The following is a 22,632-nucleotide window of genomic DNA, read 5'->3' as shown; positions in this document are numbered from 1 at the left end:
TCTCCTCAGGCGCCGATCGTGGACCAAACCGTATCTAGTTTAGGAATATGATACGTGAGTTGGTTTCTGTGATATAAGACCGGATTTTTTTTCTTTAAATTATGAAGATCTTTGGGGATCTGAAATAATTTTTCCAAGAAAACGATATCGTTTCCCTCTAGTCGGACGAAACCTCCTTTTTTAGCTTTCTCTAAAAAAGAATCGAATGCATGTTTCAACGCATCCGTTTTAAATTTTTCCGAGATATAAATTTCAGGATGAGCATTCCTGATCTTCTCCGCTAAGGATATAAGGAGAGAAAATAATTTTTCCTTACTTTCTTTCGCTTTGCCTTCGAATTTTAGGACCATATACGAAGCTAAATTTCCTGCAGTAATCGTATATCCGCTTCCTAATTTTTCTTTTACGATCCCGGAAACCTGGTCCGCATCCGCATTTTCCGGAATAGGAAATTGTTCTCCGTAGCCAATATGAAGTTCCGACTTTTTGGAGGAGAAATAATCGTAGGTCAAAGTGAAGGATGTAAAATTCAAATTTTTGAATTTAGATCTAAGAAAATATACTCCCTTTTTTATCTGGGCCATATACCCGTCTTGGTTAAAAACCCCTTCCGGAAATAGAAAAAGGTTTCTTCCTTCGGAGATCCGATCGGAAAGATAACTCCATTCCTGGTCTACCATATCTCTGAGCATTCCTTTTTTCAGGAGTTCCCTTGCATTATCTCTAAACGGTCTTTTGATCGGGACACAGCCGATATAATCCATATATTTAGGAATAAGCCCTGATTTATCTATTAGAAAAAAGAAAAGTTTAAGAAGTCCCTTCGGTTTGAACTCCTTCATTAAAAAATTTTTTCCCAAAATATCTTCTCTGGCTGGGATCGCAAATTTGATAGATGGATGAACATGAGGATAGACTGCCGCCAGAGCCGGGACATCCCCTTCCCAAACATGATTTGCCATAAGAATGGAAGGATAGGGAGCTTCTAAAATTTTATTAGGATTACTTGCAGGAAAATGTTCTTCAAAAGCATCAAAAAGGATCCCTCTTGCTTTGAATACGATCTTGATCATAAAACTGTAAGTTTTTGTAGTATATACGGGTTGAACTTGTTTTGCGGTTTCCTTTTCCATAATCGGATCCATACAGTTCCTCTTCTCTTTTTACTCTGTTATTTTTTTAGGGACCGACTCGCTGATCCGAGTGGTAACTTCGTAATTGATCGTATAAGTCCAGTTTGCATAATCGTCGGCGGAGATTTCTTCTTCCCCTTCTTTGCCTAAAATCGTAACCACGTCCCCAATCCGGGCCAGGGGGATATGTGTGATGTCCAACATGGTCATGTTCATACAGATCCTTCCAAGGATCTTCGCTCGTTTCCCTTTTACGAGCATGGCTCCATTATTGGAAAGTTTTCGATCCAATCCTTCGTAATAACCGACCGGCACGACTGCAATCCTCGTAGGGGCGCTTGTTTGGTATGTGGATCCGTAACCCACATAACTATCTTCCGGAACGGTTTTGATATGAACGATCCTGGTTTTCCAAGAAAGAACGGGAGTAAGATTAAAATTATTTTTGCCGCTTAGATGCAAAGAAAGTCTAGTCTGTAAACTAGGCCAGAGTCCGTAGAGGGAGATCCCTACACGTACCAGATCGTAATGTGCTTCCGGAAACAACATTGTAGACGCGGAAGCGCATGCATGTTTGACTAAATTTTTGAATCCGAATTTTTCCGCGAGAAGGATCGCTTCCGAAAAAGATTTCATCTGCTCTTTGGAGTATTTCTGCTCTAATACATCTTCCGTGCTTGCGAAATGGGTCGCGATCCCATCTACCTTCAGCCCTTCCGATTTGATCTCTGAAAGTGTTCTCTCCAAATCCGTACCTGAATAACCCAAGCGAGCCATTCCGGTATCCACCTTGAGATGGATCTGAGGAGAAGGTTTACAATTTGTTAAAATTCTTACTTCTTCGGTTCGAGATACGATGATCCAAAAATTCGGGTCCGAAACTTCGGAACTTCTTTCTGCAAGTCCCGGGATTTCTCCCATGATCAGGATCTTAAACTCGGGATATTTTGCGCGTAGAAGTTTTGCTTCTTCCAAAGAGTTTACACCGAAAAGATCCGCTCCGGCTTGGTAGGCAAGCTCTGCAGTTTCTAAAAGTCCGTGACCGTACGCATTTGATTTGATGACTGCAGTTAGTAAGGTTTTGGGGGAGAGAAGGGCGCGAAAATTTTTCAGGTTCGCTGAGATCGCCGCTCTGGAAAGTTCTATCCAAGTTCTGTCTTTCATTCTTTGAAATTAGCGCAAGATCTTCAGTCATGAGCCCCTTTTACGGCCAGCCTGTCATTCGGATTTTTCCTTTCAACCGGGAGGAAAAAAGGGTTTCCCGAGCGGGGAAATATGAACAAACTGCCCGGGAAACGGCTTAAACAAATCCTCAGGCACCACGGATGAAACAATATAAAGTAGTACAAACTTTCCCAGTTCCCCTCCAAGATCTACTCAGAGCGAGAGAAGATAGATACAAATATTTAGATAGATTCCCCGAATTAAAGAACGTGGAATTATTAGAGGAAAGAAAAGAGGGAAACAAAGTTTACCAAAAAAGAAAGGTAAAGTTAGCCGAATCCCTGCCAAAGGTGCTTGCTACACTTCTTTCCGATCCTTCTCTTTTGGAAGATTCCGTATTCGATCTTTCCACCAACACCCATGAATTTACGATCGCACCCCCAGGAAACGATTCCATCGTCACCATCAAGGGATTCTCCGTATACAAGGAGATTGGTCCGGGCGAATCCGAGAGAAGTTACGACGTAAAAGTAAACTCCGGAGTATTCTTAATGGGCTCCGTGATCGAAACTGTGATTGAAGAGATCCATAGACATTCGTTAGAGAAGGACAAGAACTCCATCTCCGAATTCCTGAAAAAGGGAGATTAAACGTTTAGAGAAAGACGTTTCGCGCAGAGAACACGGGAGCACACAGAGTGATTCATGTAGGACCAACCCCCTCAGTGAATTTTGTGGCCTCCGTGCGAACCGAAAAGAGTTTTGCCTCTTCTTAATATTACGGAATCGTTTCTAGATCCGATTTGCTGGGCAATCCAGGTTTGGTCAGCAAAAGCCCTTCTCCCAAATTGAAAACTCCCCAAGCTGGTTTAGATTCTTGGATTGCAGGCAGTATTTCCGAAAATCTATCGTCCAAGAGGATGGTTTCATAGTCGGGATCTTCTTCTTCCAATCGTAAGATAGTCCAACCTAAAGTATTTAATTCCTCTAGGAATGTGGTACTTACGCCACACTCGCCGCAAGAGTTAGGAGTTAAGATTAGTATAATCCCTTTTTTTCCATTCTTCTCCGCGTTAGAGATCGCTTCTTGTTTGGAATGAAAAACAAAAGAAGAAGTCTTTAAGAAACCGAACTTCTCCCTATTTGTATAAAGTAGCGTACCTAAAATAACCCAAAAAACCCCGAAAAAGCTCAAAAGGACCCATTTTTGAATTCGTGTATTTTTGATGATAATGCTCCTTGTGTGAATCTCCGACTAAGACTCGTCAGAAAATTCTAATGTAAAATCTTTCTAGGATCTTCCGATCTTAGAAAAAGCTGAACAGAAAAAATAAATATAAATTTACGTAGAGAGTTGACAAAAAAACATAGTCATACGCATGCTCGGTTACTAAACCAAAACCGGTTCGGAGGTGTCAGGCAGTAGATGAACGCATTGGGAAAGCACGTAATTGCAGAATTTTATGAGTGTGATTACGAGACCATCAACAATCACGAATTGGTAGAAGATATCATGTTGAAGGCAGTCGACCTCTCCGGCGCCACCACAGTTAAATCTGTTTTTCATAGATTTAGTCCGTTTGGTGTGAGCGGTGTGGTTGTCGTGAGCGAGTCCCATTTTGCCATACATACCTGGCCAGAATACGGTTATTGCGCTATCGACGTCTTCACTTGCGGAGACTTGATCGATAATCAGGCAGCTTTGGAATATCTCAAGGAACGCTTCGGCTCAAAGAGCATCTCCGTAGTGGAAATGAAGCGCGGTTTGTTGAAACTTGGCGTAGACCTACCTCACAAGCCAGTTGGGAAATAAGTATCTTCTCTCCGGCAGAGCCGGAAACACCCTAATTGATAAAGACGAGTTCCCCTCTCCGGGAGGAAGGGTCGACTTCACTTATTTTCAAACTTTTATGAGGAGAGGTATCAGAGAATGAGCCTAAAGATCCAAGACCAACTTAAAATTGTTAATCGTTTTTCTTATTTAAGAAACAGTATCGAAATCGCTACTACCGACAAGGGCGAAGCTTTCCTTTATACGAAGGAAACTATCTCTGCGGGAGAGGTTGTGGCAGTTTGGGGAGGAAAAGCAGTTCATAAGAATGAACTTGCAGGACTTTCCGGACTTTCTTCTCCGCATAGGGTTCATAAGGATTTCTATCTGGTTTCTCCATTGCATGATGACGGAATTGATTCCGTACATTATATTCGCCAGTCTGCGGATGCAAATTGCGGTTTTCAGGGAGATATCACCCTGGTTGCTCTTCGTGACATCGAAGCCGGCCAAGAGATTACGTATCATCCTGCGATGAAAAACCCTGAACTCGCATGGGCTCGCAACGAAGAGGCAGAAATTGTCCGTAAACGTTTCAACGGAAGTTTCCCTACTTATATCCAGTCCAAGATCGAATCGGATCCTGAATTGAAAGTGTATGAACCTTTCAAAGACGGAGCTTGGGGACTTCTAACTTCCATCGATCTGGAAAACTGTGATGCGGCTCTGATCCGTGACGCGGATGCAATCAAACAATATGTGATCGAACTCTGCGATCTGATCGAAATGAAACGTTTCGGCGAGACCCAAGTAGTTTACTTCGGAGAAGACGATCGTGTTGCCGGTTACTCTATGGTGCAGTTGATCGAGACTTCTTGTATCTCCGCTCACTTCGCAAACGATACCAATACTTCTTATATCGATATCTTCTCTTGTAAAGGATACGATCCTAAAGTTGCGGCTGAGTTTACTCGCAAATTTTTTAAAGGCGCCGCAATGCGTCTTACGGTAACAAACCGCTTCTAAGAGGTACTATTGGAACTTTGGCTGGACGAGACCCTCGAGTTACCCAACGGAAGGGCTCTCAAGATTAGAGTGAAGGAGTTCTTACATTCCCGTAAGACTCCTTTTCAAAAAATAGACGTATTCGAATCCCAAAGTTTCGGTCGTATGTTCACCTTGGACGGGGTGGTCATGATGACCGAAGCGGATGAGTTCGCGTATCATGAAATGATCGCTCACGTTCCTATGATGAGCCATCCGAATCCTGAAAAAGTTTTAGTGATCGGTGGTGGGGACGGAGGAACCGTTCGTGAGATCCTAAAACACCCTTCCGTAAAAGAAGTACATCTTTGCGAGATTGACAAGGGGGTCGTAGACGTTTGTTACGAGTATTTCCCTGAGATCGCAAATGCGATGAAAGACCCTCGAGTCAAACACGCATACGAAGACGGAGCAAAATACGTACAGGACTATAAGGAATATTTCGACGTGATCTGCGTGGATTCTTCCGATCCTGTCGGCCCTGCGGAAGTTCTATTTAAAAGACCTTTCTATGAGACGATGGCCGCTTCCTTGAAACAAGGAGGGATCTGTACCACTCAGGCGGAAAGTTTTTACTATCACGGAAAAGTAATTAAGGAATTATTTCAGTTCATTCCTCAGGTATTTGATCACTGTGGATATTACTTTACGGTGGTTCCTACGTATCCTTCCGGGATTATAGGTTTCACGTATTGCTCCAAAGGACCGGACCCTTATAAGGTAGAGCCGGATCCTAAAAGAGTTCCGAAAGGTTTAAAATATTACTCTGCCGAGATCCATAAGGCTGCGTTTACTCTTCCTCCATTCGCGCAAGAGTACATCGTAAGGAAATAATGGATTTTTATTCCAAATTCGTAAAAAGAAGGGAGAAGTTAAACTCCCTTCTTTGCGTTGGAATCGATCCTGACATCGCTAAACTTCCGCCATCCTTAGAAAAATTTCCGGACAAACTTTTCGTATTCTCCAGAGAGATTGTAGACGCTACCGCAGAATACGCAGTCGCATATAAACCGAATATCGCTTTCTTCGAAGCGTTCGGTTCCAAAGGGATCGAACAATTCGAAAAACTGATCTCTCATATCAAAACGAATTATCCCGAGATCCCGATCGTTGCGGATGCAAAACGGGGAGACTTGGATAATACCGCAAGACAGTATGCGAAGTTCTTTTTTAAAGAGCTGGGAGTGGACTCACTGACTCTTTCTCCTTATATGGGATCGGATACGATCAAACCGTTTATCGAGGACGAGTCCAAGATGGTGTTCTTACTTTGTTTAACTTCCAACCCGGATTCTGCGGAACTCCAACAAAAAACATTCTCCGAAACAGGTAGGACGCTTTACAGAGAAGTGGCTGCATTGAGCGAAAAATTTCCTGTTAAGAATGTGGGGTTGGTAGTGGGAGCGACTCATCCCAAGGAATTATTAGAAATTCGTAAAGCCCATCCGGATCGTATCTTTTTGATCCCAGGTTACGGTGCACAGGGAGCTTCTTTAGAGGAAGTGATCTCCGTTTGCGGAAAAAATTCTTTGGTCAATTCTTCCAGAAGTATCATATTTTCTTCTTCCGGCCCTGATTTTGCGGAAGGGGCCCGAAAAGCGGCAGCTTCCGTCACGGAGCAGATGCGAAAGCTCCTGGTTTAATATAAAGAAGATCGGAAGTTCAAGATATCTTTCGATCTGTTTGCAGATCTCTAAGTCCTTTACGGATCAAATAAGGAAGTGCGAGGACCAAAAAGAGGGAAGAAAAAATTAAGATCAAGGCAATGATCGAAACGATGGAATGGACCATTTTGCTATAGGATTCGTACGGATAGCCTATTTCGTAGATCCTTCCTTCCGAGTAAAATGTATACCAGATAATGTATACGGGTTTACTTTCCGGAAGTGATAATGATCTGTACATTCTTTTGGAGATATATTCCCCCTCGTTGTTTCGGGAAAGGTCCGATCGAGATGTGTTATTAGGATTCGAACTGGAAATTAAATATAACACATCCTTAGGCAGAATATTGCCTCTTCCTAATTTTATATTTTCTCTTAGGTTCTCTATTTCCGTTTTTCTCGCCTCGTCATAATGACTTTCGATCAGAACAAAACTGATCCGAGAAACCACACAAAATAAGATCAATACCGTAGCCAGAGAGACGCCCAGTATCTTGATCATAAAAGAAGAAGGTTCCGGAAAGTAATTCAAATACAGAACCGTATACAAGAAGAGTTGTAAACTTGTGGCAGAAGTCAATATCAGTTGGAAATTGGAAAAAGAAAGATAGCCCAATCCGTAAAAAGTATAAGTAAGGGAGAACAACGCGTGAACCGAGATCGCCAACCCGAAATTGCGGGACATTTGGACGGTTCTTTCCTTATTTAATTTCGAATCGGCATCGGGCCCAAGGGTAAGTTCATTTTTTACCTTTATGTTCTGCTTAAGGATCACTACTAAGATCCAAATAAATGTCAAAAAATGGATGGACCCCATCGGAGCTGTAGACTCCGGTTTTTGAAATTCGAACATTTGAATGCTGAAATTATAAGAAACTTCCGAATTGATGTTCTTCGATACATAGAACGAAAACCCGAACATCCCGGCTGCAAATATCGTTAATAATGCGAGCCTAGATTCTTTTGTACGATCTATTCCGAAAAAGGAATATATAAAATACAAAAGTACTAAGTTTGAGAAGGATGTATATAGAGCGATCAGGAAGCATGCCGGTTTAGATAAGGAAGGCAGAAAAAAAGAAGTTCGGACTAAAAATCCGAAATTTAAAAATAGTACGAAAAATAGATAAACTACCAAAACCCAGGCTTGTATAGTTTTACCTGTTAATTTCAGTAAAGAAACGATTAGAAAAACGGTAAAGATGGTCCCGGAAATATAGCCGATAGAATGATAGGAAAACTGGAAGATGTCCATACGAAGCAGGCTCTTATCGCTTGCTTCGTATTGTTTTTAGGTCGTTTGCCGAGGTAAAACGAAAAATTGCGTTATTTCCCCTTAAAAGATAAGAAGAATTTACTCCAGGCTTATTCTAAAGTATTTTTGAGATAGGTTCTAACGACTCTCTTCCGTGGATCTATCTTCTTCCGTCGTAGATGTCGTAGAAGGGGTTACCTCTTCTTTTTTAATCTCCTCCTGCTTAGGTGCTGGTTCTTCTTCTTTCTCTTTTTTGGGAGGAGTTTCCTTGTTGTCGGATGCGGAGCCCGATCCGAAATAATAACCGAATCCGAAAATTCCAGAACCTTCGCCGTAGATGTACTTTTCTCCTTGGAAATGACGGTTGATAGAAGCGCCCTCGATTTCTAAAAACACAAAGCTGCGTTCGAAGTTCATACGAACTCCTAGTTTACCGTAAGCTCTTAATGTGGATTGTTTTGCGCCCATATCTGCGATCCCTAGTCCCGCTCCGATATATGGATCGAATTTGGATCCAGGACGGAAATGGAATGTGGGTCCTAGATCTAAAAATGTTTTGGAGAAGGTAACCTTATCGATCATTGCCGCCGCAGCAAAATAATATCCGAAGTTTTCGAAGGACGGAGCGGAAAGAATCATCGCGGAAGCCATCTCCGTGGAACGGTCTTGGGGAACGAAATAACTAGCACGGTTGACTCCGAGTTCGAAACCCAAATTTCTGGGATTATATTCGATGCCCGCTCTGAAAGTTTCGGATCTGCCCGCAAGACCGTATTGATATTCTGCTTGTCCAGCTCCGACTCCTATCTTTGCAGTGAAAGGGGAGGTTTGAGTTCCCTCTCCAATTAGGGTAAAAGGTTCCGCAAATAAAGAGAATGGAAAAAGAGTAAAAAGGGAAACTAGAAGGTAGAATATTATCTTTTTATCGAGTTTTGTGGATCTCACGTATCGGGCTCCGGTCAAAAATGTAATGGATGAAGAACGTTATAGTATAAAAATCTATTTATTGTTTACTAGGTTAGGCGCTCTTATACCAAAATTGTCTTACTTTACATATCCGCTCCAAGGCTCGAAGGGGTCATTTGAAATTGGATTTGTACTGAAAAAAATATAGGCCCAGGAGTCTCCGTTGGAATTATCAAAATTTTTGTCGGAACTCCTACAGGCATACGCAGGCCCTGGGCTAAGCCTTGTTTCTTTCGGCGCCGCTACCTTGTTACCATTCAGTTCCGAGGCAGCGCTTATGGGGGCGATCTGGTCCGGATTTTCTCCATCCGAAGCGGTATTTTGGGCCTCGATCGGGAACTGTGCCGCCTGCGCATTCAACTATTCTCTGGGCTATTGGTTCGGAAAAAAAATAGAAGATAGGATTTCCAGATCGAAAACGTATGCCGGCTGGGCCGAAAGAATGTCCAGATGGGGATACTGGGCCTTGGGCTTTTCTTTTCTTCCATTTATAGGAGACCCGATCACTGTACTTTCCGGATTCTTTCGCCAGAAGTTTTGGATCTTTGCATTGGTAGTGTTTTCGCTTCGTATCTTAAGATATATTACTCTTGCTTATGGGTTCGGCTTGTAAGTTTAAGAAATACAAGAGCTTATAATATTCTTACTAGGTTTAAACAAACCGAATCTAAACGGATACGAATTTGTTTTTACTAAAATCAGGAATTTCCTTTTAATGGCGGAGTTTTGGAAAAAATTTTCCAAACCGTATTTGTAAAAACCGAGTCTATACAGAAACCTTCGGAATCTTTTCTCGAAAGGTTTTCTAATGAGATACGGAACAGTAAGGAAGAAGGAAGTTTTTGAAAAAGAATCCTCCCCTCAAAAAGAAATCTAAACAAATCCCCAAGAAGAAAAAGGAAAAGCTTGCCATTGTAGGTTCGGGTATTGCCGGAATGGGCTGTTCTTATTTTTTACGGGACCATTACGAAATTACGGTATTTGAAAAAGCCGACTATGTAGGAGGGCATACAAACACCGTATTCGTTCCGGAAGAACAAAAGAAGATCCCTATAGATACCGGATTTATAGTATTCAATCACGTTACCTATCCGAACTTAAAACGATTTTTCGAAGAGTTAAACGTTCCTACAAAAAAGACGAGTATGTCTTTCAGCGTCCAACATGTTCCTGATGATTTGGAATTTTGCGGTTCCGGATTAGGTGGCTTGTTCGCCCAAAGAAAGAATATATTCAATTTTCGATTTTTACGTTTGCTCTTAAATATCAATCGATTCAACCAGGAATCCCCTAGAATATTACAAGATCCTAAATATAAAGAGTATTCCTTACATAGATATATCCGAGAAGAAGGGTATCATCCTGATCTTTTGACATATTATCTTGTACCGATGAGTTCGGCGGTTTGGTCCACTCCGGAAGATTTGATGTTGGAATTTCCCGCCTATTCTTTAGTTCGCTTCTTCTTAAACCATGGATTTTTAGGGTTAAACACTCAACACCAATGGTACACTGTGGATGGAGGCTCGATTGAGTATGTAAAGAGGTTGATCACGCCAAATCGGGATCGATTTCATACTAACTCACCGGTCTTAGGCGTAGAAGTTACTCCGGCCGGAAAGGCCAAACTTACTTTCAAAGGAAAGAAGTCCGAAGTATTCGACAAGGTGATACTTGCCTGCCATGCAGACAGTTCCTTAAATATTTTAAAAAAGCCGTCAACTTTGCAGAAAGAATTATTATCTCAATTCGAATACCAGGAGAATATTGCAACCTTACATACGGATGATGCTGTGATGCCGAATACAAGGTCAGCCTGGTCTTCTTGGAATTATAGAATGGACCTGATCCAAGGACAGATACGTCCGCATACGATCTACTGGATGAACAGCTTACAAGGAGTTTCCAAAAAGAAGGATTACTTTCTTTCCATAGGAGACCCTGGGCTTCTGGATCCTAAAAAGGTCTTGAAAAGGATAAAATACGAACATCCTCTTTTTCACGTCGGATCCCTGAAAGCCCAAGAAAGATTATCCGAATTGAATCGTAAGGGACCGATCTATTTCTGCGGAAGTTATTTTAGATACGGATTCCATGAAGATGCCTTTTGGTCCGCGAAAGAATTATCGGAGACCCTGCTGGGAAGGAAGGTATGGAACTAAATTCCAAGATAGTCGAAGCCAGGGTTATGCACGATCGTAAGACCCCTAAACCGAATCGGTTTAATTATGGGATCTTTACGTTCCAATTGGACCTGGACGAACTTGATCGAGTAAACGATCGTTTATGGATGCTTGGAAATAATAAGTTTCGAGTATTTTCTTTTAAGGATAAGGACCATTTAAACTTCGGAAAAGAAGGGTTAAAAGAAAATTTTTTAGAGTACTTAAGACAAGAGGGAGTCAAAGAAAAGGTAGAAAAGGTAACGCTAATCACCAACCTAAGAGTATTCGGCTACGTCTTCAATCCGGTATCGTTTTATTTTGCCGAGGATAAGGACGGAAATCCACTCTGCGCCGTTGCTGAGGTTGGAAATACATTCGGAGAAATGAAGTTATACTTCCTTGGAAAAGGATCCTTTGATCAAAAAGGATTTAAAAAAAAAGAGGGGAAGTTCTTTTATGTGTCTCCGTTCGTCAGTTTGGACTCGGAGTTCGAATTTTATTTAAATCCGCCCCAAGGTGGAAAGATAAACTTAAGGATAGACGCTTTCGAAAAAGGAGAAAGGGTCATGGTGACAACTTATACCGGAAAGGTTTTGGATCTAACGGATCTAAATCTGATCCGAATGTTCCTAAAATATCCTTTCGTAACTATTAGGGTAATCGGACTCATTCACTGGCAGGCCTTACTTCTTTACCTAAAAAAACTACCTTTCATACGAAAGAACGAAGGGTTGGACAAACAAAGAGGTTTGCATCTTGGAAGGCGATAATATTGTAAAAGTAGAACCGTTACAGGAAACTTCAGGTTCCGAAACCGGAACTTTAAGTTTTTATGAAAAACTCTTTTTCTCCGCTTTGTCGGGAATGCAAAGAGGGTCTTTACGCATTCTTTTTCCGGACGGTGGACAAAGATATTTAGGAAATCCGAATTCTTCTGATCCTCCTGAGTTTCATCATGCGATCTTACAAGTGAAAGACAGAAAGTTTTTCAAAAAATTGGTATTGTACGGAGATATTGGTCTCGCAGAATCTTATATGGACGGTGATTGGGATACGGATGATATTCGTGCAATCATCTGTTGGTTTCTTTTAAATTTGGAAAGTACACCTTCTGTCAGCGGCTCTAATAAGAACTTTCTTCATCTTACCTTAATGAATTTGGGGAATCGACTCCTACATTTATTCCGAAAAAATTCCGTTCGAGGAAGTAAAAAGAATATTACGGAACATTACGATTTAGGGAACGATTTTTATAAGAAGTTCTTGGATCCTACAATGACTTATTCCTGCGCATATTTTTCCGATCCGGCAAGATCATTGCAGGAAGCACAGATTGCAAAGATAGAAAATTTATGTAAAAAACTAAAAATTAAACCCTCTGATCACCTTTTGGAGATTGGAACAGGTTGGGGGGCTTTCTCTACGTATGCCGCTAAAAACTACGGGTGCAAAGTAACTTCTTATACGATCTCGGAAGAACAATATAAATTTGCAAAAACAAAAATTTCCGAAATGGGTCTCGAAGATAAAATAGAAATCAGGCTCGAAGACTACAGGAAAGTGCAAGGATCTTATGACAAGATCGTAACTGTGGAAATGTTGGAAGCAGTGGGGCACGAATATTTCGAAGATTTCTTTGCCATGTGTAATCGGGTCCTGAAAAAAGACGGACTTATGGCTCACCAGATCATCACTTGCCCGGATTCAAGATATGAGTCTTTTAGAAAGGGCGTGGATTTTATCCAAAAACATATTTTCCCCGGTTCGCTCATACCTTCCATTGCAAGGATCAATCAGGCGATCAATAAAACTGGAGATATGTTCCTCCACGAAGTGGAAGATATAGGAAGATATTATGATCGTACTCTAATGTCATGGCAGAAGGGATTCGAAGAGAATCTTTCTGCGATCGCTAACATGGGTTATAACGAATCCTTTTTACGTAAATGGAGATATTATTTTTCGTATTGCGCCGCGGCATTCTATATGAGAAACATCAGCGTGGTGCAGGTAGTGTATACCAGGCCGAATAATCTCGGATTGAATACCCAGTGACAAAATTAGAAAACCAAGAATTGAAACCTTCTTTTTTGGCTAAGACAAAAACAAGGATCTTAGAAGAATTAAAAACCGGAACCAGCCCGGAAAAGATCGCGTTGTCTCTTGCTATAGGAGGAGCAATAGGTATTTTTCCTTTGATCGGGACTACTATGGCGTTATGTGCGTTCTTAGGTTTCATTCTAAGATTAAACCCGGTCTCGATCCAGATTGCGAATTATGCGATGTATCCATTTCAAGTTATTCTAATTGTCCCTTTTTTAAAAATAGGGGCTTATTTATCGGGTAAGGAATTGGATCTGGCTTGGGCTTATAAACTTGTAGAAGGGGACAGTTCCCAGGTTTTGGAAGGTCTTTCTCATTCCGCAGGATATGCGGTTTTGGGTTGGAGTTGTATGGTACCTATACCTGCAGGTATCTCGTATTTTCTATTATTGATCCTGGTCAGAAAAGCAAGCCGGATCGTTCGTAAGTAAGATCCATATATATCGGAGTATCCTAATGTACGAAAAAGCCGTATCCTTGATGTTCATTGCCTGGGTGGTCGTATTTTTTTTGATGAGCTTCCTTTGGTTGATCGGGAAGTTGATCAAAAACTACGCGATAGTAGACGTGGGATGGGGGCTTTGTATCTCCACGATTGCAATCATATATTTTCTATTAGGCGACGCTTATTCGGTTAGAAAGGCGATTTTTGCTTTTATGGCAACAGTTTGGGGTTGGAGACTTTCTTATTTTATATTTACCACAAGAGTTCTGACAGGCCATGAAGATGCAAGATATACCGAATTCAGAAAAGAATACGGAGACCAGGTGGATCGAAAGTTTTTTACGAACGTATTCCAATTCCAGGGAATCCTAGGGACGATCTTAAGCCTTCCTTTTTTATTTCCCGCGCTAAATCCTTCCATACAAACACATCCATTGGAATTGATCGGTCTATGTGTTTTTATAATAGGGCTTTGGGGGGAATCGGTAGCCGATTTTCAATTGGCGGAATTCAAATTGGATCCAGCGAATAAAGGAAAGGTTTGCGATGTTGGTCTTTGGAGATACAGTAGACATCCGAATTATTTTTTTGAATGGGTGATCTGGGTCTCTTTCGGTCTTGTTTCTCTCGCTTCGCCTTGGGGATGGATCGGTCTTATCTCCCCGTTAATCATGTTGATCCTTTTAACGAAGATCACAGGGATCCCTTTAAACGAGATCGGGCAAATAAGATCCAAAGGTAATCTTTACCTGGAATACAAATCCAAGACCAGCTCTTTCTTCCCTTGGTTCCGCAAAAAGTAGATTCACAATTTAGAATATAGGAAAATTGAATATGAGTCTGATCTATACTTTAATGGAAAGAGACGTTTTCCCGGACTGGTTGATCCGATTCAGGATACGTCAACTTTTGCGTCTAAGACTTCGTACGGAAGACAAGGGAAGTCTGGAGAAAAATCAAGAACATCTCATTCAATATGTGAATGCGCTAAAACAATCTCCTATCGCCGTAGATACGCAGGCTGCGAATGAGCAACATTATGAAGTGCCTGCCGCTTTTTTTAAGTTGGTGATGGGGAAATACATGAAGTACAGCTCCGGTTACTGGACTTCTCCCGATGTTGGAATAGATGAATCCGAAAGAACCATGTTGGATCTGACCTGCGAAAGAGCGGAAATCGAAAATGGGATGAACGTTTTGGACTTGGGTTGCGGTTGGGGATCTATTTCTCTTTATATAGCGGAGAAGTATCCGAAATCCAAAGTAACGGGAGTTTCCAATTCTAAAAGCCAGAAAAAGTACATAGATGCGGAAGCCAAAAAAAGAGGATTAAAGAATCTGAATATAATTACCGCTGACATGAACGTATTTAAAACAAGTCAGAAATTCGATAGGATCGTCTCCGTAGAAATGTTGGAGCATATGAAAAACTACGAAGCCCTATTTGAAAGGTTGGCAAATTTTCTAAAACCGAAAGGAAAATTTTTTGTACACATATTCACTCACAAAAAGTTCGCTTATTCTTTCGAAGTAGTGGATGATACGGATTGGATGGCTAAATATTTTTTTACGGGAGGGCAAATGCCTTCTCATGATCTCTTTTTATATTTCCAGAAAAATTTTCAGATCCGTAACCAATGGGTGGTAAACGGTAAAAATTATGCTCTTACTTCGGAAGCATGGCTCTCCAATATGTATAAGAATAAAGAAGAAGTCCTGAAAATTTTAGGGGAAACTTACGGTAAAGAACAGGCGGTGAAATGGTTTGTCTATTGGAAAACATTCTTTATGGCCTGTGCAGAACTTTGGAAATACAAAAACGGAGAAGAATGGATTGTTTCTCATTATCTTTTTGATAAGAGGTAGAATATCTTCCGTAATATAAAACTTTCGCTTTTGTACAAAAACAGTGTAATTCGTAGTCTTGCCGTTAAATTACGGATTACACTTTCAGTCCGGTATATAAGAATTGGATTAGATCCTTAGTGATCTTTCTTGCTTGTTTTATATCGATATTCCTGAACATCATCTGCTGTCCGGATAAAAGTACTGCGACTCCGTGAGCCATAGTCCAGGCGGAGGTGGCCGCTTTTTCCGTATTTCCTTCCGGGATCAAACCCGCCTTTTGACAATCCTTAATGATCTCTACAATAATCTGAAAGGTTTCGTCTTCTGTTTTGATCAAAGAATCGTATTTTAGGTGGCTTTCTATTTGATTTCCGTACATGATACGAAATAGATCAGGATTTTCTAATGCGAATTCCACATAAGAAACTCCCGATTCTCTGAATAGAAGTAAAGGTCTCTTTTTATATTTCCCTCTTAACCTCTTTTGTCGTTCGGCCAGTATTTTAAATCCTTCTTCCGCAATATCGGCATATAAGGATTCCAAGTCCGGATAATGTCTATAGGGAGCGGATTGGCTGACTCCGGCCAAGGTGGCAGCCTTTCTGAGGCTTAACGCCTTATAACCTTCTTCCTTTAAGATCTTTATAGAGGCGTCCAATAAGGCTCTTTTTAGGTCCCCATGGTGGTAGGAATTTTTTTCTTGGAGATTTTTCATGTTGACACGTATTACATTAAAGGGTCTAATTATACTTACTAATGTGTTCAGTGTTCACATTGAATGCGAATAAGAGGTTTGTCAATGAATATTGATCAAGTAGGCAGCGAATTCGATATTATATTTATAGGCTCCGGCATGGGAAGTTTATGTACCGCCAGTCTTTTGGCCCAATCGGCAGGGAAGAAGGTTCTGGTCCTGGAAAAACATTTTCAACCGGGAGGTTTTACTCATGAATTCCAGAGAAAACAAGGAAAGTACCATTGGGATGTGGGTATTCACTATGTAGGCGACATGCATGAAGGTGGGCTTTGCAGGAAGATCTCCGATAAGATCACTCGAGGGCAACTTGTTTGGAAAAGAATGCCGGAACCTTTTGAACGTTTGGTCTTTCCGTCTAGAAAATTCGATATTTATGGAGATCCGGAAAAGTTCAAATCGGATTTGATCAGTCAATTCCCTGAAGAATTAGAGGCCATCGAGAGATATTTCAAGGATATCAAAAGGACTTCGGGCCTTTTTGGAAAAGCGATCATGATGAGGCTTTCTCCTCCTCCACTAGATTCTCTTACAGGCTTGCTTGGAGAGGGGAATATAGTAACTCTCAAGGATTATTTCGATAAAAATTTCAAGAGTGAGGATTTGAAGGGAATTTTAGCAGCCCAATGGGGAGATTACGGTCTTCCTCCTTCTAAAGTTGCTTTTGCGATGCATGCAACGTTAGTGCAACATTATCTAAACGGAGGTTATTATCCTGTGGGAGGCGCCGGTAAAATTTTCGATTCTATAGAACCGATCCTTGAGGAAAAAGGAGGCGCAGTACTATCTTCCGTAGAAGCAAAGGAGATCTTGATCAAGGATGGAAAGGTAGTAGGTGTTAAGGCAAAAGCGTTGAGGGGAGAAGGCCATGAGCGGGACTTTTTTGCTCCGTTGGTGATCTCATGTGCAGGAGCCTATCCTACATATACAAAATTGATCCCGGATTCCGTTCCGATACCTTTCAGAAAGGAGCTAAAAGATTTTTATAATCGAGAAAGAATGACCACAAGTATTTGTCTCTATCTTGGTCTTTCCGAGAGTCCTGCAAAATTCGGATTTAAAGGTGAGAATTATTGGATTTTCTCTTCTCCGGACCATGATAAGAATTTTTCGGAAAGAAATGATTGGCTTTCGGAAAGTGGAGAGATACCGAACTTATATCTTTCTTTTCCGAGTTTAAAAAATCCGGAAGCGAAGTCTCATACGATGGATGTGATCACATTCACGGATTATTCCAATTTTGCGGATTGGAAAGACGAACCTTGGAAGAAGAGGGGAGAAGATTATAAAAACTTAAAAGAGAAAATTATAAATCGTATACTTTCCACCTTGGAGGTAAGATTCCCGGGCCTCACTAAATTGGTGGAATTTGCGGAACTTTCCACTCCGATCACGAACGAACACTTTACTTCTCATCCGGACGGAGCTATCTACGGTTTGGCCTGTGTGCCGGAAAGATACAAGAAGGAAAAATGTCCTTGGTTCGATGTGCGGACCCCGATCGAGGGTTTGTATTTGACCGGCGCGGACGCGGCTTCTCCCGGCATTGCAGGGGCAATGATGGGGGGCTTGGCCGCCGCGTTAGCGGTAACTGGAAATGCGGATATTCTGAGAGAATTAAGAAATTAGAAAATCCTAATGAAAAAAGTTCCTTGCTATACTACGAGCCTTCTTCTGTCTCTCATACTTTTATGTAGGTGTTAAAGGCTCGTAAAACGATTTCACGTTTACCGGAACTTTTTCCGGATGCGATCGTTATTGCGTTGGATGCAAACGATGTGGTGAAATTGCCGTTTCAATCTTTGCAAAAGAGGTAAACGATTTTTCAAAGAAAAATTTGTAGGAGGTCCTACACGCGCCCCTCAAAAATATGCATTGTGAAAATGCTTTTTTTGTGATATAGAAATTTTCGAAATTCCCACGAGCCTCTCCCCCCTCCCAAAGCAGGGTGGGGGCCGCCTTTCAATAATTCAGTTTTAAAATGCGGATCTCTTTTTCTTCGAAGCGGAGAGTTTCTTTGAGTTGGTTGAATCTTTCCACTGAGAAAGGAGACTCGGGAGAACGGAGTTCCTTTTTCAATTTTAGAACTTCTTCATATAGTTCAAGTAGCTCCAAAGTATTTCCCTTGGCTTCCTTAGAGTAAAGGGCGCGGAACATCGGCCCGATCCTAGAAGGAATATCCGAGTTTACGATCTCAGCAATTCCCAGATCTTCAATATACCGGAACATCCAGTTTTGGAGATAGACTGTTAGAAGTCTTTCCATCCGAACCACGTCTTCCTTCGTGTTGCGAGGTACGATCCCTTTATAGAATCTATAACGTTTTCTTAAATATTTGCCAGCGGTGTTTCCGTCGATAGGCTCGGATTTGAATTTGTCCCATTCTTCTTTAATTACCGGGAAGTATTCCGATCCAAAGTAAGGCTCACCCAATTCGCAGATATGGATGGCTCCCGGGTCGTAACTTTTCATTCTGGTGCGGAATCCGTCCCAGTCTGCTGCGAGTAAATTTACCTGTCCCTGGCTTTGGAGAGGTTCCATAGCTCTATTAATCTCTCGGATAAAATTTCCTTTGAGCTGATCGGAAGGATCTGCGAGCACAAGAAAATTGAAGTCGGATAATTCGTCTCCTTCTCCTCTTTGTCTGGACCCGAAAAATATAAGTTCGAATGGTTTTAGGGAGGAGACACTGGATAGATTTTCTTTAATACGTTCCATGACTTAAGATCGCTTTGGTCTCTACTCTAGGAATATAAGAAGATATTTCTATTCGAAAAACAAACGCATTCTGGAAAGATTTTCCAAAATGGCTTTGTAGGCCCGATCTCTATCTTCCGGATCTCCGAAGGGTAATGATTTTACATGGTTGAAGTCATGGTAGGTGATTTCTATGGAGTTTGCCGCCATGTTCTTTTTGATCGAGGAGATATAGTCTAGATTAATGACCTCGGTATCCCCCAATTTTAACCACATTTTATCTTATCCCCGGGATCTCTTCTCCCCGCCGGATAAAATACTTTCCGGATCGAAATCGGTCAAGAAAATACGCTCTTAAAACGCTTTTATTCCCCGACTTACGAATTCGTGGAATTCTTTTCCTAATTCCGCAGTGCCCAATCCCTTTTTGTTTTCCAACTGGGTTTCGAACACAAAAATGAAGGTCTCTTTCTGCCATTCCCATCGGACGTAACATTTTTCTGCCCCGGATCCTTTGGCACAACCTGAGAATACTGTGGCTCTGGAATTTTCTCCCATAGGGAAATATTGGAATTGTCTAGAATTGAATTTGGACTGGTCCGTTTCGGATACCAATTGTCTGAAATCGTTGGAATTATCTTCCGTGTAAGAGGAGGCCCGGAAACTTTCAAAACTGGAATTGCTGTCCGATATTTTACATTCGTAAAATAGACCCCGGGCGAATAATCTTCCGGAGTTGAGTAAAACGGAATGTCCTCCGGTATAATATACTACATCGTAATTGAGTCGAAGTGCCGACGGATTTTCAGGTGTGACTGAGCTTGGATTCTCTTGGTGGCTTTTACATACCTCTAGGGCCAGGGCGGATATGAGTAGAATTACAATTCTAGAAACCGATCTCATACAGATCTCCTTTATAATTTCGGAATACATAGGAAGAATTTTTGGTTTCTTCCAGATAGTTCGCAGGCAGAGGCACTTTTCCTCCTCCTCCCGTCAGATCCACCACATATAACGGAACGCTTAGTCCGCTGATACTTCCTCGGATCTGCTTCATGAGTTCCACACCTTCTTCTATTGGGACCCTAAAATGAGAAGACCCGAATACCTCGTCGCAATGATGCAGATAATAGGGTTTGATCCCTATTTTGGTCAGTCCGTAGAATAAATCCGTCAAAGCTCCTACGGAATTATTGATCCCCTTCAAAAGTACAGCCTGATTTAGGACTGTAACGGCACCTTCTTTCGCTAACATCCCGATCCGTTCCTTCACAAGTTCCGTAAGTTCCTTGGAATGGTTGAAATGAGTGACCAGATAGATCGGAAAATGTTTTTTTAAGACCTGGCAAAGCTCATGAGTAATCCTCATGGGAAGTGTAACAGGATACCTAGTATGGATCCGCACCTGGTTGATATGCGGGATGGATTTTAATTCGGAAAGTAGATAGTCCAGCTTGGAATCGGAAAGATTTAAAGGATCTCCCCCGGAAAGGATCACTTCTTTGATCTCAGTGTGTTCTCTAAAATAATGGATTGCGTCTTTCCAATCTTCTGTTCCCGGAGTTTCCGCAGACTGGGACACCTTTCTTTTTCTCGTACAGAACCTACAATAAACCGCGCATACATGAGAAAGATACCAAAGTGCACGATCCGGATAACGATGGGTCACTCCTTTGACCGGCATGTAGGATTCTTCCGCCAACGGATCTTTTCTATCCCAGGCTCTCGTATCTAACTCTTCCTTTCTTGGTATGACTTGTAATCGAATAGGGCAGTTCGGATCTTCCGGATCCGCGAGGCCAAGATAATAAGGAGTAGCGGAGAAGCTGAACACTTCGCCACAGGTTAGCAATGCTTCTTTTTCTTCCGAACTGATCCGGATATAGTTTTCTAACTCGGATGAATCTTTGATCCGATTTTGGATCTGCCATTTCCAATCCAACCATTCCGGACCGGAACCGGTCTTTTGTTTTTGATATGAGGAAACGAGTTCCAAGAAGCCCTCTTACTGATGGATTCTCATGCCGGCAATTATAGTCAACCGAGTATCCGTATAAAAAAGAAGGAAACCAAACATAGGTTTCCATTCGAGTTGTTTCTTTATATAACCTCAAGGAGAATGCCCATCGATTAAAGTTGGAGACTTAGGAGAAGGATGAGCCGGATTTCCCGTTTTCTATTTTTGCCGAAGCGGAATTTTGCCCGAAACCGCTATCTAGCTTTTTACGGGGAAAAGTCCTCCCGAGGACTTACAGAATGAAAACCGGTCAGACCGGAGGGGGAAGGAAAAGATAACGATAGGCTAGGGTGTGAAAGTAAAAATTGCGACCTGGATCGTTTGGCAGAAGACTGCTCTTTAATCCGCAGGCAGTTTGAGAGAATTTAGCGATAAGTCCGAAGACCGCATCGTCTGCGCCCGCGGAGAACAAGGAAGGAAGTCCTTGATCGTCGCCATCTCGGAAGGATTGGGTCCTTGATTTCTTTTGGAAGGAATAACTTTTGACCGTACTATAATCTCTGGACGCGACCTCACTAAAGAGGGCTACTACCATGAATAAGATTATAGGCAAAAGCCAAAGCCGCTTCATAACTACCTAAACTTAGACGGAACAAAACGGCTTTCGCAACCTTTTTTCGAGGGGAAAATCGGAATTTATTGTTTGGTAGCTTCCACTTCCACAGTACTTAAAGTACTTCGTAAATAGCCGCTTTTTAATACCAGAGCTTGCCCTTCTTCGGAAGTGATATAGGTAATGAACTCATCGATTTTTTTACCTCTATCGGATAGATAGAATAGATACAACCCTCTAGAGAGTTTATATTTTCTTTCGGAAACATTTTGGATCGTCGGCTCCACATAAGGATCCTTTCCTGTTTTCGAATAAAAAACCGCTTTCACTTTTCCTTTATTTTGGATCTGTGCGCTTCCCATCCCCATAAATCCGACTGCGGCTGCATCTTTTTCGATCAGATCCGCCATCTCATCGTTATCCGCCACCACCTTGGAATCGGTAGTGAACTCTTTCTTTTTGGAAGCTTGGTATTCTTTTTCTCCCAGGTCTTTTTGTCTTAAGATATGAGTTTCGAAATAAGCGGCAGTTCCGCTTTTATCATTTCGAAGGACCACATGGATCGGTCCGGGCTTTCCGCCTACTTGCGACCAATCTTTTATTTCTCCGGAGAATATTTTGGAGATCTGCTCTAAGGTAAATTTGGAAACGGGGTTTGCAGGGTTCACTACAACTGCGATCCCATCATAGCCGATCAATACATTCTCGAATCTTCCTTTTCTTTCGAATTGGGTCTGTTCTTCCGGAGTTAATGTTCTAGAAGAGGCAGCTATATCCGTTTTGGATTCGAATAATTTTTCTATCCCCTCGAAGGAACCTCCACCTTGGACGGTAACTTCTATCTTCGGATTCTTTTTAGCGTATCCGGCCGCTACCACGTTTAGCAAGGTATGCATGGTTTCGGAGCCGGTGATCAGTAAGGGTTCTTTTTTGCAATTGGTAACCGTTAACACGGTAAACAGAAGGAGTAAGAGCGTTAATTTTTGTTTCATCGAATCTTTGGTTCTCCGGAAATCTTTTCCAAAAGGGGATTCTCCTCTTGTAAGGGGAAAAG

Annotated in this window: 25 protein-coding genes; 13 read left to right on the top strand and 12 right to left on the bottom strand. The window is 41.7% G+C overall.

The window, feature by feature from the left end:
• Nucleotides 1–5: 5 nt before the first annotated feature.
• Together AB3N61_RS18855 and alr are read right to left on the bottom strand one after the other, a co-directional pair.
• On the bottom strand, nucleotides 6–1,145 hold the full coding sequence (locus AB3N61_RS18855) for a 1-acyl-sn-glycerol-3-phosphate acyltransferase (RefSeq protein ID WP_020770012.1): 1,140 nt from the start codon (nucleotides 1,143–1,145) through the stop codon (nucleotides 6–8).
• A gap of 18 nt (nucleotides 1,146–1,163) precedes the next feature.
• On the bottom strand, nucleotides 1,164–2,297 hold the full coding sequence (gene alr, locus AB3N61_RS18850; RefSeq protein WP_367899239.1) for an alanine racemase: 1,134 nt from the start codon (nucleotides 2,295–2,297) through the stop codon (nucleotides 1,164–1,166).
• 161 nt (nucleotides 2,298–2,458) lie between these two features.
• Between alr and AB3N61_RS18845 the strand changes: the two genes are divergently transcribed.
• Entirely contained in the window at nucleotides 2,459–2,947 is a 489-nt protein-coding gene (locus AB3N61_RS18845) for a DUF2505 family protein (protein WP_020770141.1), read from the top strand.
• Nucleotides 2,948–3,074: 127 nt separating this feature from the next.
• Here the strand turns inward: AB3N61_RS18845 and AB3N61_RS18840 are convergent, their stop codons facing one another.
• Nucleotides 3,075–3,491 (bottom strand): hypothetical protein, encoded by a 417-nt coding sequence (locus AB3N61_RS18840; RefSeq protein WP_367899238.1) that lies wholly within the window; start codon nucleotides 3,489–3,491, stop codon nucleotides 3,075–3,077.
• Nucleotides 3,492–3,722: 231 nt separating this feature from the next.
• Here AB3N61_RS18840 and speD point away from each other — a divergent pair, with 231 nt between their 5' ends.
• From speD to pyrF, 4 genes are all read left to right on the top strand, one after another.
• The gene (speD, locus tag AB3N61_RS18835) at nucleotides 3,723–4,109 is read left to right on the top strand and encodes an adenosylmethionine decarboxylase (protein WP_008596834.1); all 387 of its coding nucleotides are present in this window, start codon (nucleotides 3,723–3,725) and stop codon (nucleotides 4,107–4,109) included.
• Nucleotides 4,110–4,226: 117 nt separating this feature from the next.
• Nucleotides 4,227–5,093, top strand: coding sequence for an S-adenosylmethionine decarboxylase (locus AB3N61_RS18830; RefSeq protein ID WP_367899237.1), 867 nt, complete (start codon nucleotides 4,227–4,229; stop codon nucleotides 5,091–5,093).
• 9 nt (nucleotides 5,094–5,102) lie between these two features.
• Nucleotides 5,103–5,945 carry a polyamine aminopropyltransferase gene (gene speE, locus AB3N61_RS18825; protein WP_020769997.1) on the top strand — a complete coding sequence of 281 codons (843 nt, stop codon included), beginning with the start codon at nucleotides 5,103–5,105 and terminating at the stop codon, nucleotides 5,943–5,945.
• The gene (gene pyrF / locus AB3N61_RS18820) at nucleotides 5,945–6,754 is read left to right on the top strand and encodes an orotidine-5'-phosphate decarboxylase (RefSeq protein WP_020769929.1); all 810 of its coding nucleotides are present in this window, start codon (nucleotides 5,945–5,947) and stop codon (nucleotides 6,752–6,754) included. The genes speE and pyrF overlap by 1 nt, the downstream gene beginning before the upstream one ends.
• Nucleotides 6,755–6,773: 19 nt before the next feature.
• Here the strand turns inward: pyrF and AB3N61_RS18815 are convergent, their stop codons facing one another.
• Together AB3N61_RS18815 and AB3N61_RS18810 are read right to left on the bottom strand one after the other, a co-directional pair.
• Nucleotides 6,774–8,030: a HAMP domain-containing protein gene (locus AB3N61_RS18815; RefSeq protein ID WP_367899236.1), complete on the bottom strand. Its 1,257-nt coding sequence runs from the start codon at nucleotides 8,028–8,030 to the stop codon at nucleotides 6,774–6,776.
• A gap of 138 nt (nucleotides 8,031–8,168) precedes the next feature.
• Entirely contained in the window at nucleotides 8,169–8,975 is an 807-nt protein-coding gene (locus tag AB3N61_RS18810; RefSeq protein ID WP_020770106.1) for a hypothetical protein, read from the bottom strand.
• 184 nt (nucleotides 8,976–9,159) lie between these two features.
• Between AB3N61_RS18810 and AB3N61_RS18805 the strand changes: the two genes are divergently transcribed.
• The 7 genes from AB3N61_RS18805 (at nucleotide 9,160) to AB3N61_RS18775 (ending at nucleotide 15,575) form a co-directional block, all read left to right on the top strand.
• Nucleotides 9,160–9,609, top strand: coding sequence for a YqaA family protein (locus AB3N61_RS18805; protein ID WP_367899235.1), 450 nt, complete (start codon nucleotides 9,160–9,162; stop codon nucleotides 9,607–9,609).
• A gap of 229 nt (nucleotides 9,610–9,838) precedes the next feature.
• Nucleotides 9,839–11,158: an NAD(P)/FAD-dependent oxidoreductase gene (locus AB3N61_RS18800; protein ID WP_367899234.1), complete on the top strand. Its 1,320-nt coding sequence runs from the start codon at nucleotides 9,839–9,841 to the stop codon at nucleotides 11,156–11,158.
• On the top strand, nucleotides 11,149–11,931 hold the full coding sequence (locus AB3N61_RS18795) for a DUF1365 domain-containing protein (protein WP_020770047.1): 783 nt from the start codon (nucleotides 11,149–11,151) through the stop codon (nucleotides 11,929–11,931). Before AB3N61_RS18800 ends, AB3N61_RS18795 begins: the two co-directional genes overlap by 10 nt.
• Entirely contained in the window at nucleotides 11,918–13,216 is a 1,299-nt protein-coding gene (locus tag AB3N61_RS18790; protein WP_367899233.1) for a class I SAM-dependent methyltransferase, read from the top strand. The genes AB3N61_RS18795 and AB3N61_RS18790 overlap by 14 nt, the downstream gene beginning before the upstream one ends.
• Nucleotides 13,213–13,695 (top strand): DUF2062 domain-containing protein, encoded by a 483-nt coding sequence (locus tag AB3N61_RS18785; protein WP_367899232.1) that lies wholly within the window; start codon nucleotides 13,213–13,215, stop codon nucleotides 13,693–13,695. Before AB3N61_RS18790 ends, AB3N61_RS18785 begins: the two co-directional genes overlap by 4 nt.
• 25 nt (nucleotides 13,696–13,720) lie before the next feature.
• Nucleotides 13,721–14,512: a DUF1295 domain-containing protein gene (locus AB3N61_RS18780; RefSeq protein ID WP_020770087.1), complete on the top strand. Its 792-nt coding sequence runs from the start codon at nucleotides 13,721–13,723 to the stop codon at nucleotides 14,510–14,512.
• Nucleotides 14,513–14,543: 31 nt separating this feature from the next.
• Entirely contained in the window at nucleotides 14,544–15,575 is a 1,032-nt protein-coding gene (locus tag AB3N61_RS18775; RefSeq protein WP_367899231.1) for an SAM-dependent methyltransferase, read from the top strand.
• Nucleotides 15,576–15,651: 76 nt separating this feature from the next.
• Here the strand turns inward: AB3N61_RS18775 and AB3N61_RS18770 are convergent, their stop codons facing one another.
• On the bottom strand, nucleotides 15,652–16,272 hold the full coding sequence (locus tag AB3N61_RS18770) for a TetR/AcrR family transcriptional regulator (protein ID WP_367899230.1): 621 nt from the start codon (nucleotides 16,270–16,272) through the stop codon (nucleotides 15,652–15,654).
• Nucleotides 16,273–16,356: 84 nt separating this feature from the next.
• Here AB3N61_RS18770 and AB3N61_RS18765 point away from each other — a divergent pair, with 84 nt between their 5' ends.
• Complete coding sequence (locus AB3N61_RS18765; protein ID WP_020770084.1) at nucleotides 16,357–17,940, top strand: phytoene desaturase family protein; 1,584 nt, start codon at nucleotides 16,357–16,359, stop codon at nucleotides 17,938–17,940.
• 333 nt (nucleotides 17,941–18,273) lie between these two features.
• Here AB3N61_RS18765 and AB3N61_RS18760 read toward each other — a convergent pair whose 3' ends face one another.
• The 6 genes from AB3N61_RS18760 to AB3N61_RS18735 all read right to left on the bottom strand — a co-directional run bounded on the left by AB3N61_RS18760 (nucleotide 18,274) and on the right by AB3N61_RS18735 (nucleotide 22,570).
• On the bottom strand, nucleotides 18,274–19,029 hold the full coding sequence (locus tag AB3N61_RS18760) for a hypothetical protein (protein WP_020770113.1): 756 nt from the start codon (nucleotides 19,027–19,029) through the stop codon (nucleotides 18,274–18,276).
• Nucleotides 19,030–19,077: 48 nt separating this feature from the next.
• Nucleotides 19,078–19,284, bottom strand: coding sequence for a hypothetical protein (locus AB3N61_RS18755; protein ID WP_008589214.1), 207 nt, complete (start codon nucleotides 19,282–19,284; stop codon nucleotides 19,078–19,080).
• Nucleotides 19,285–19,362: 78 nt separating this feature from the next.
• Nucleotides 19,363–19,911, bottom strand: coding sequence for a hypothetical protein (locus AB3N61_RS18750; protein WP_020769953.1), 549 nt, complete (start codon nucleotides 19,909–19,911; stop codon nucleotides 19,363–19,365).
• Nucleotides 19,895–21,004 carry a KamA family radical SAM protein gene (locus AB3N61_RS18745; RefSeq protein ID WP_020769981.1) on the bottom strand — a complete coding sequence of 370 codons (1,110 nt, stop codon included), beginning with the start codon at nucleotides 21,002–21,004 and terminating at the stop codon, nucleotides 19,895–19,897. Before AB3N61_RS18745 ends, AB3N61_RS18750 begins: the two co-directional genes overlap by 17 nt.
• 271 nt (nucleotides 21,005–21,275) lie before the next feature.
• Nucleotides 21,276–21,596, bottom strand: a complete 321-nt coding sequence (locus AB3N61_RS18740; RefSeq protein WP_036089748.1) for a hypothetical protein — start codon at nucleotides 21,594–21,596, stop codon at nucleotides 21,276–21,278.
• Nucleotides 21,597–21,661: 65 nt separating this feature from the next.
• Nucleotides 21,662–22,570, bottom strand: coding sequence for a phosphate ABC transporter substrate-binding protein (locus AB3N61_RS18735; RefSeq protein WP_020770079.1), 909 nt, complete (start codon nucleotides 22,568–22,570; stop codon nucleotides 21,662–21,664).
• Nucleotides 22,571–22,632: the final 62 nt, after the last annotated feature.

Source organism: Leptospira sp. WS58.C1 (assembly GCF_040833995.1).
Classification (GTDB): Bacteria; Spirochaetota; Leptospiria; order Leptospirales; family Leptospiraceae; genus Leptospira_B; species Leptospira_B cinconiae.
Note: the sequence above shows the minus strand (reverse complement) of the source record. Positions and strands in the feature narration are given on the sequence as shown.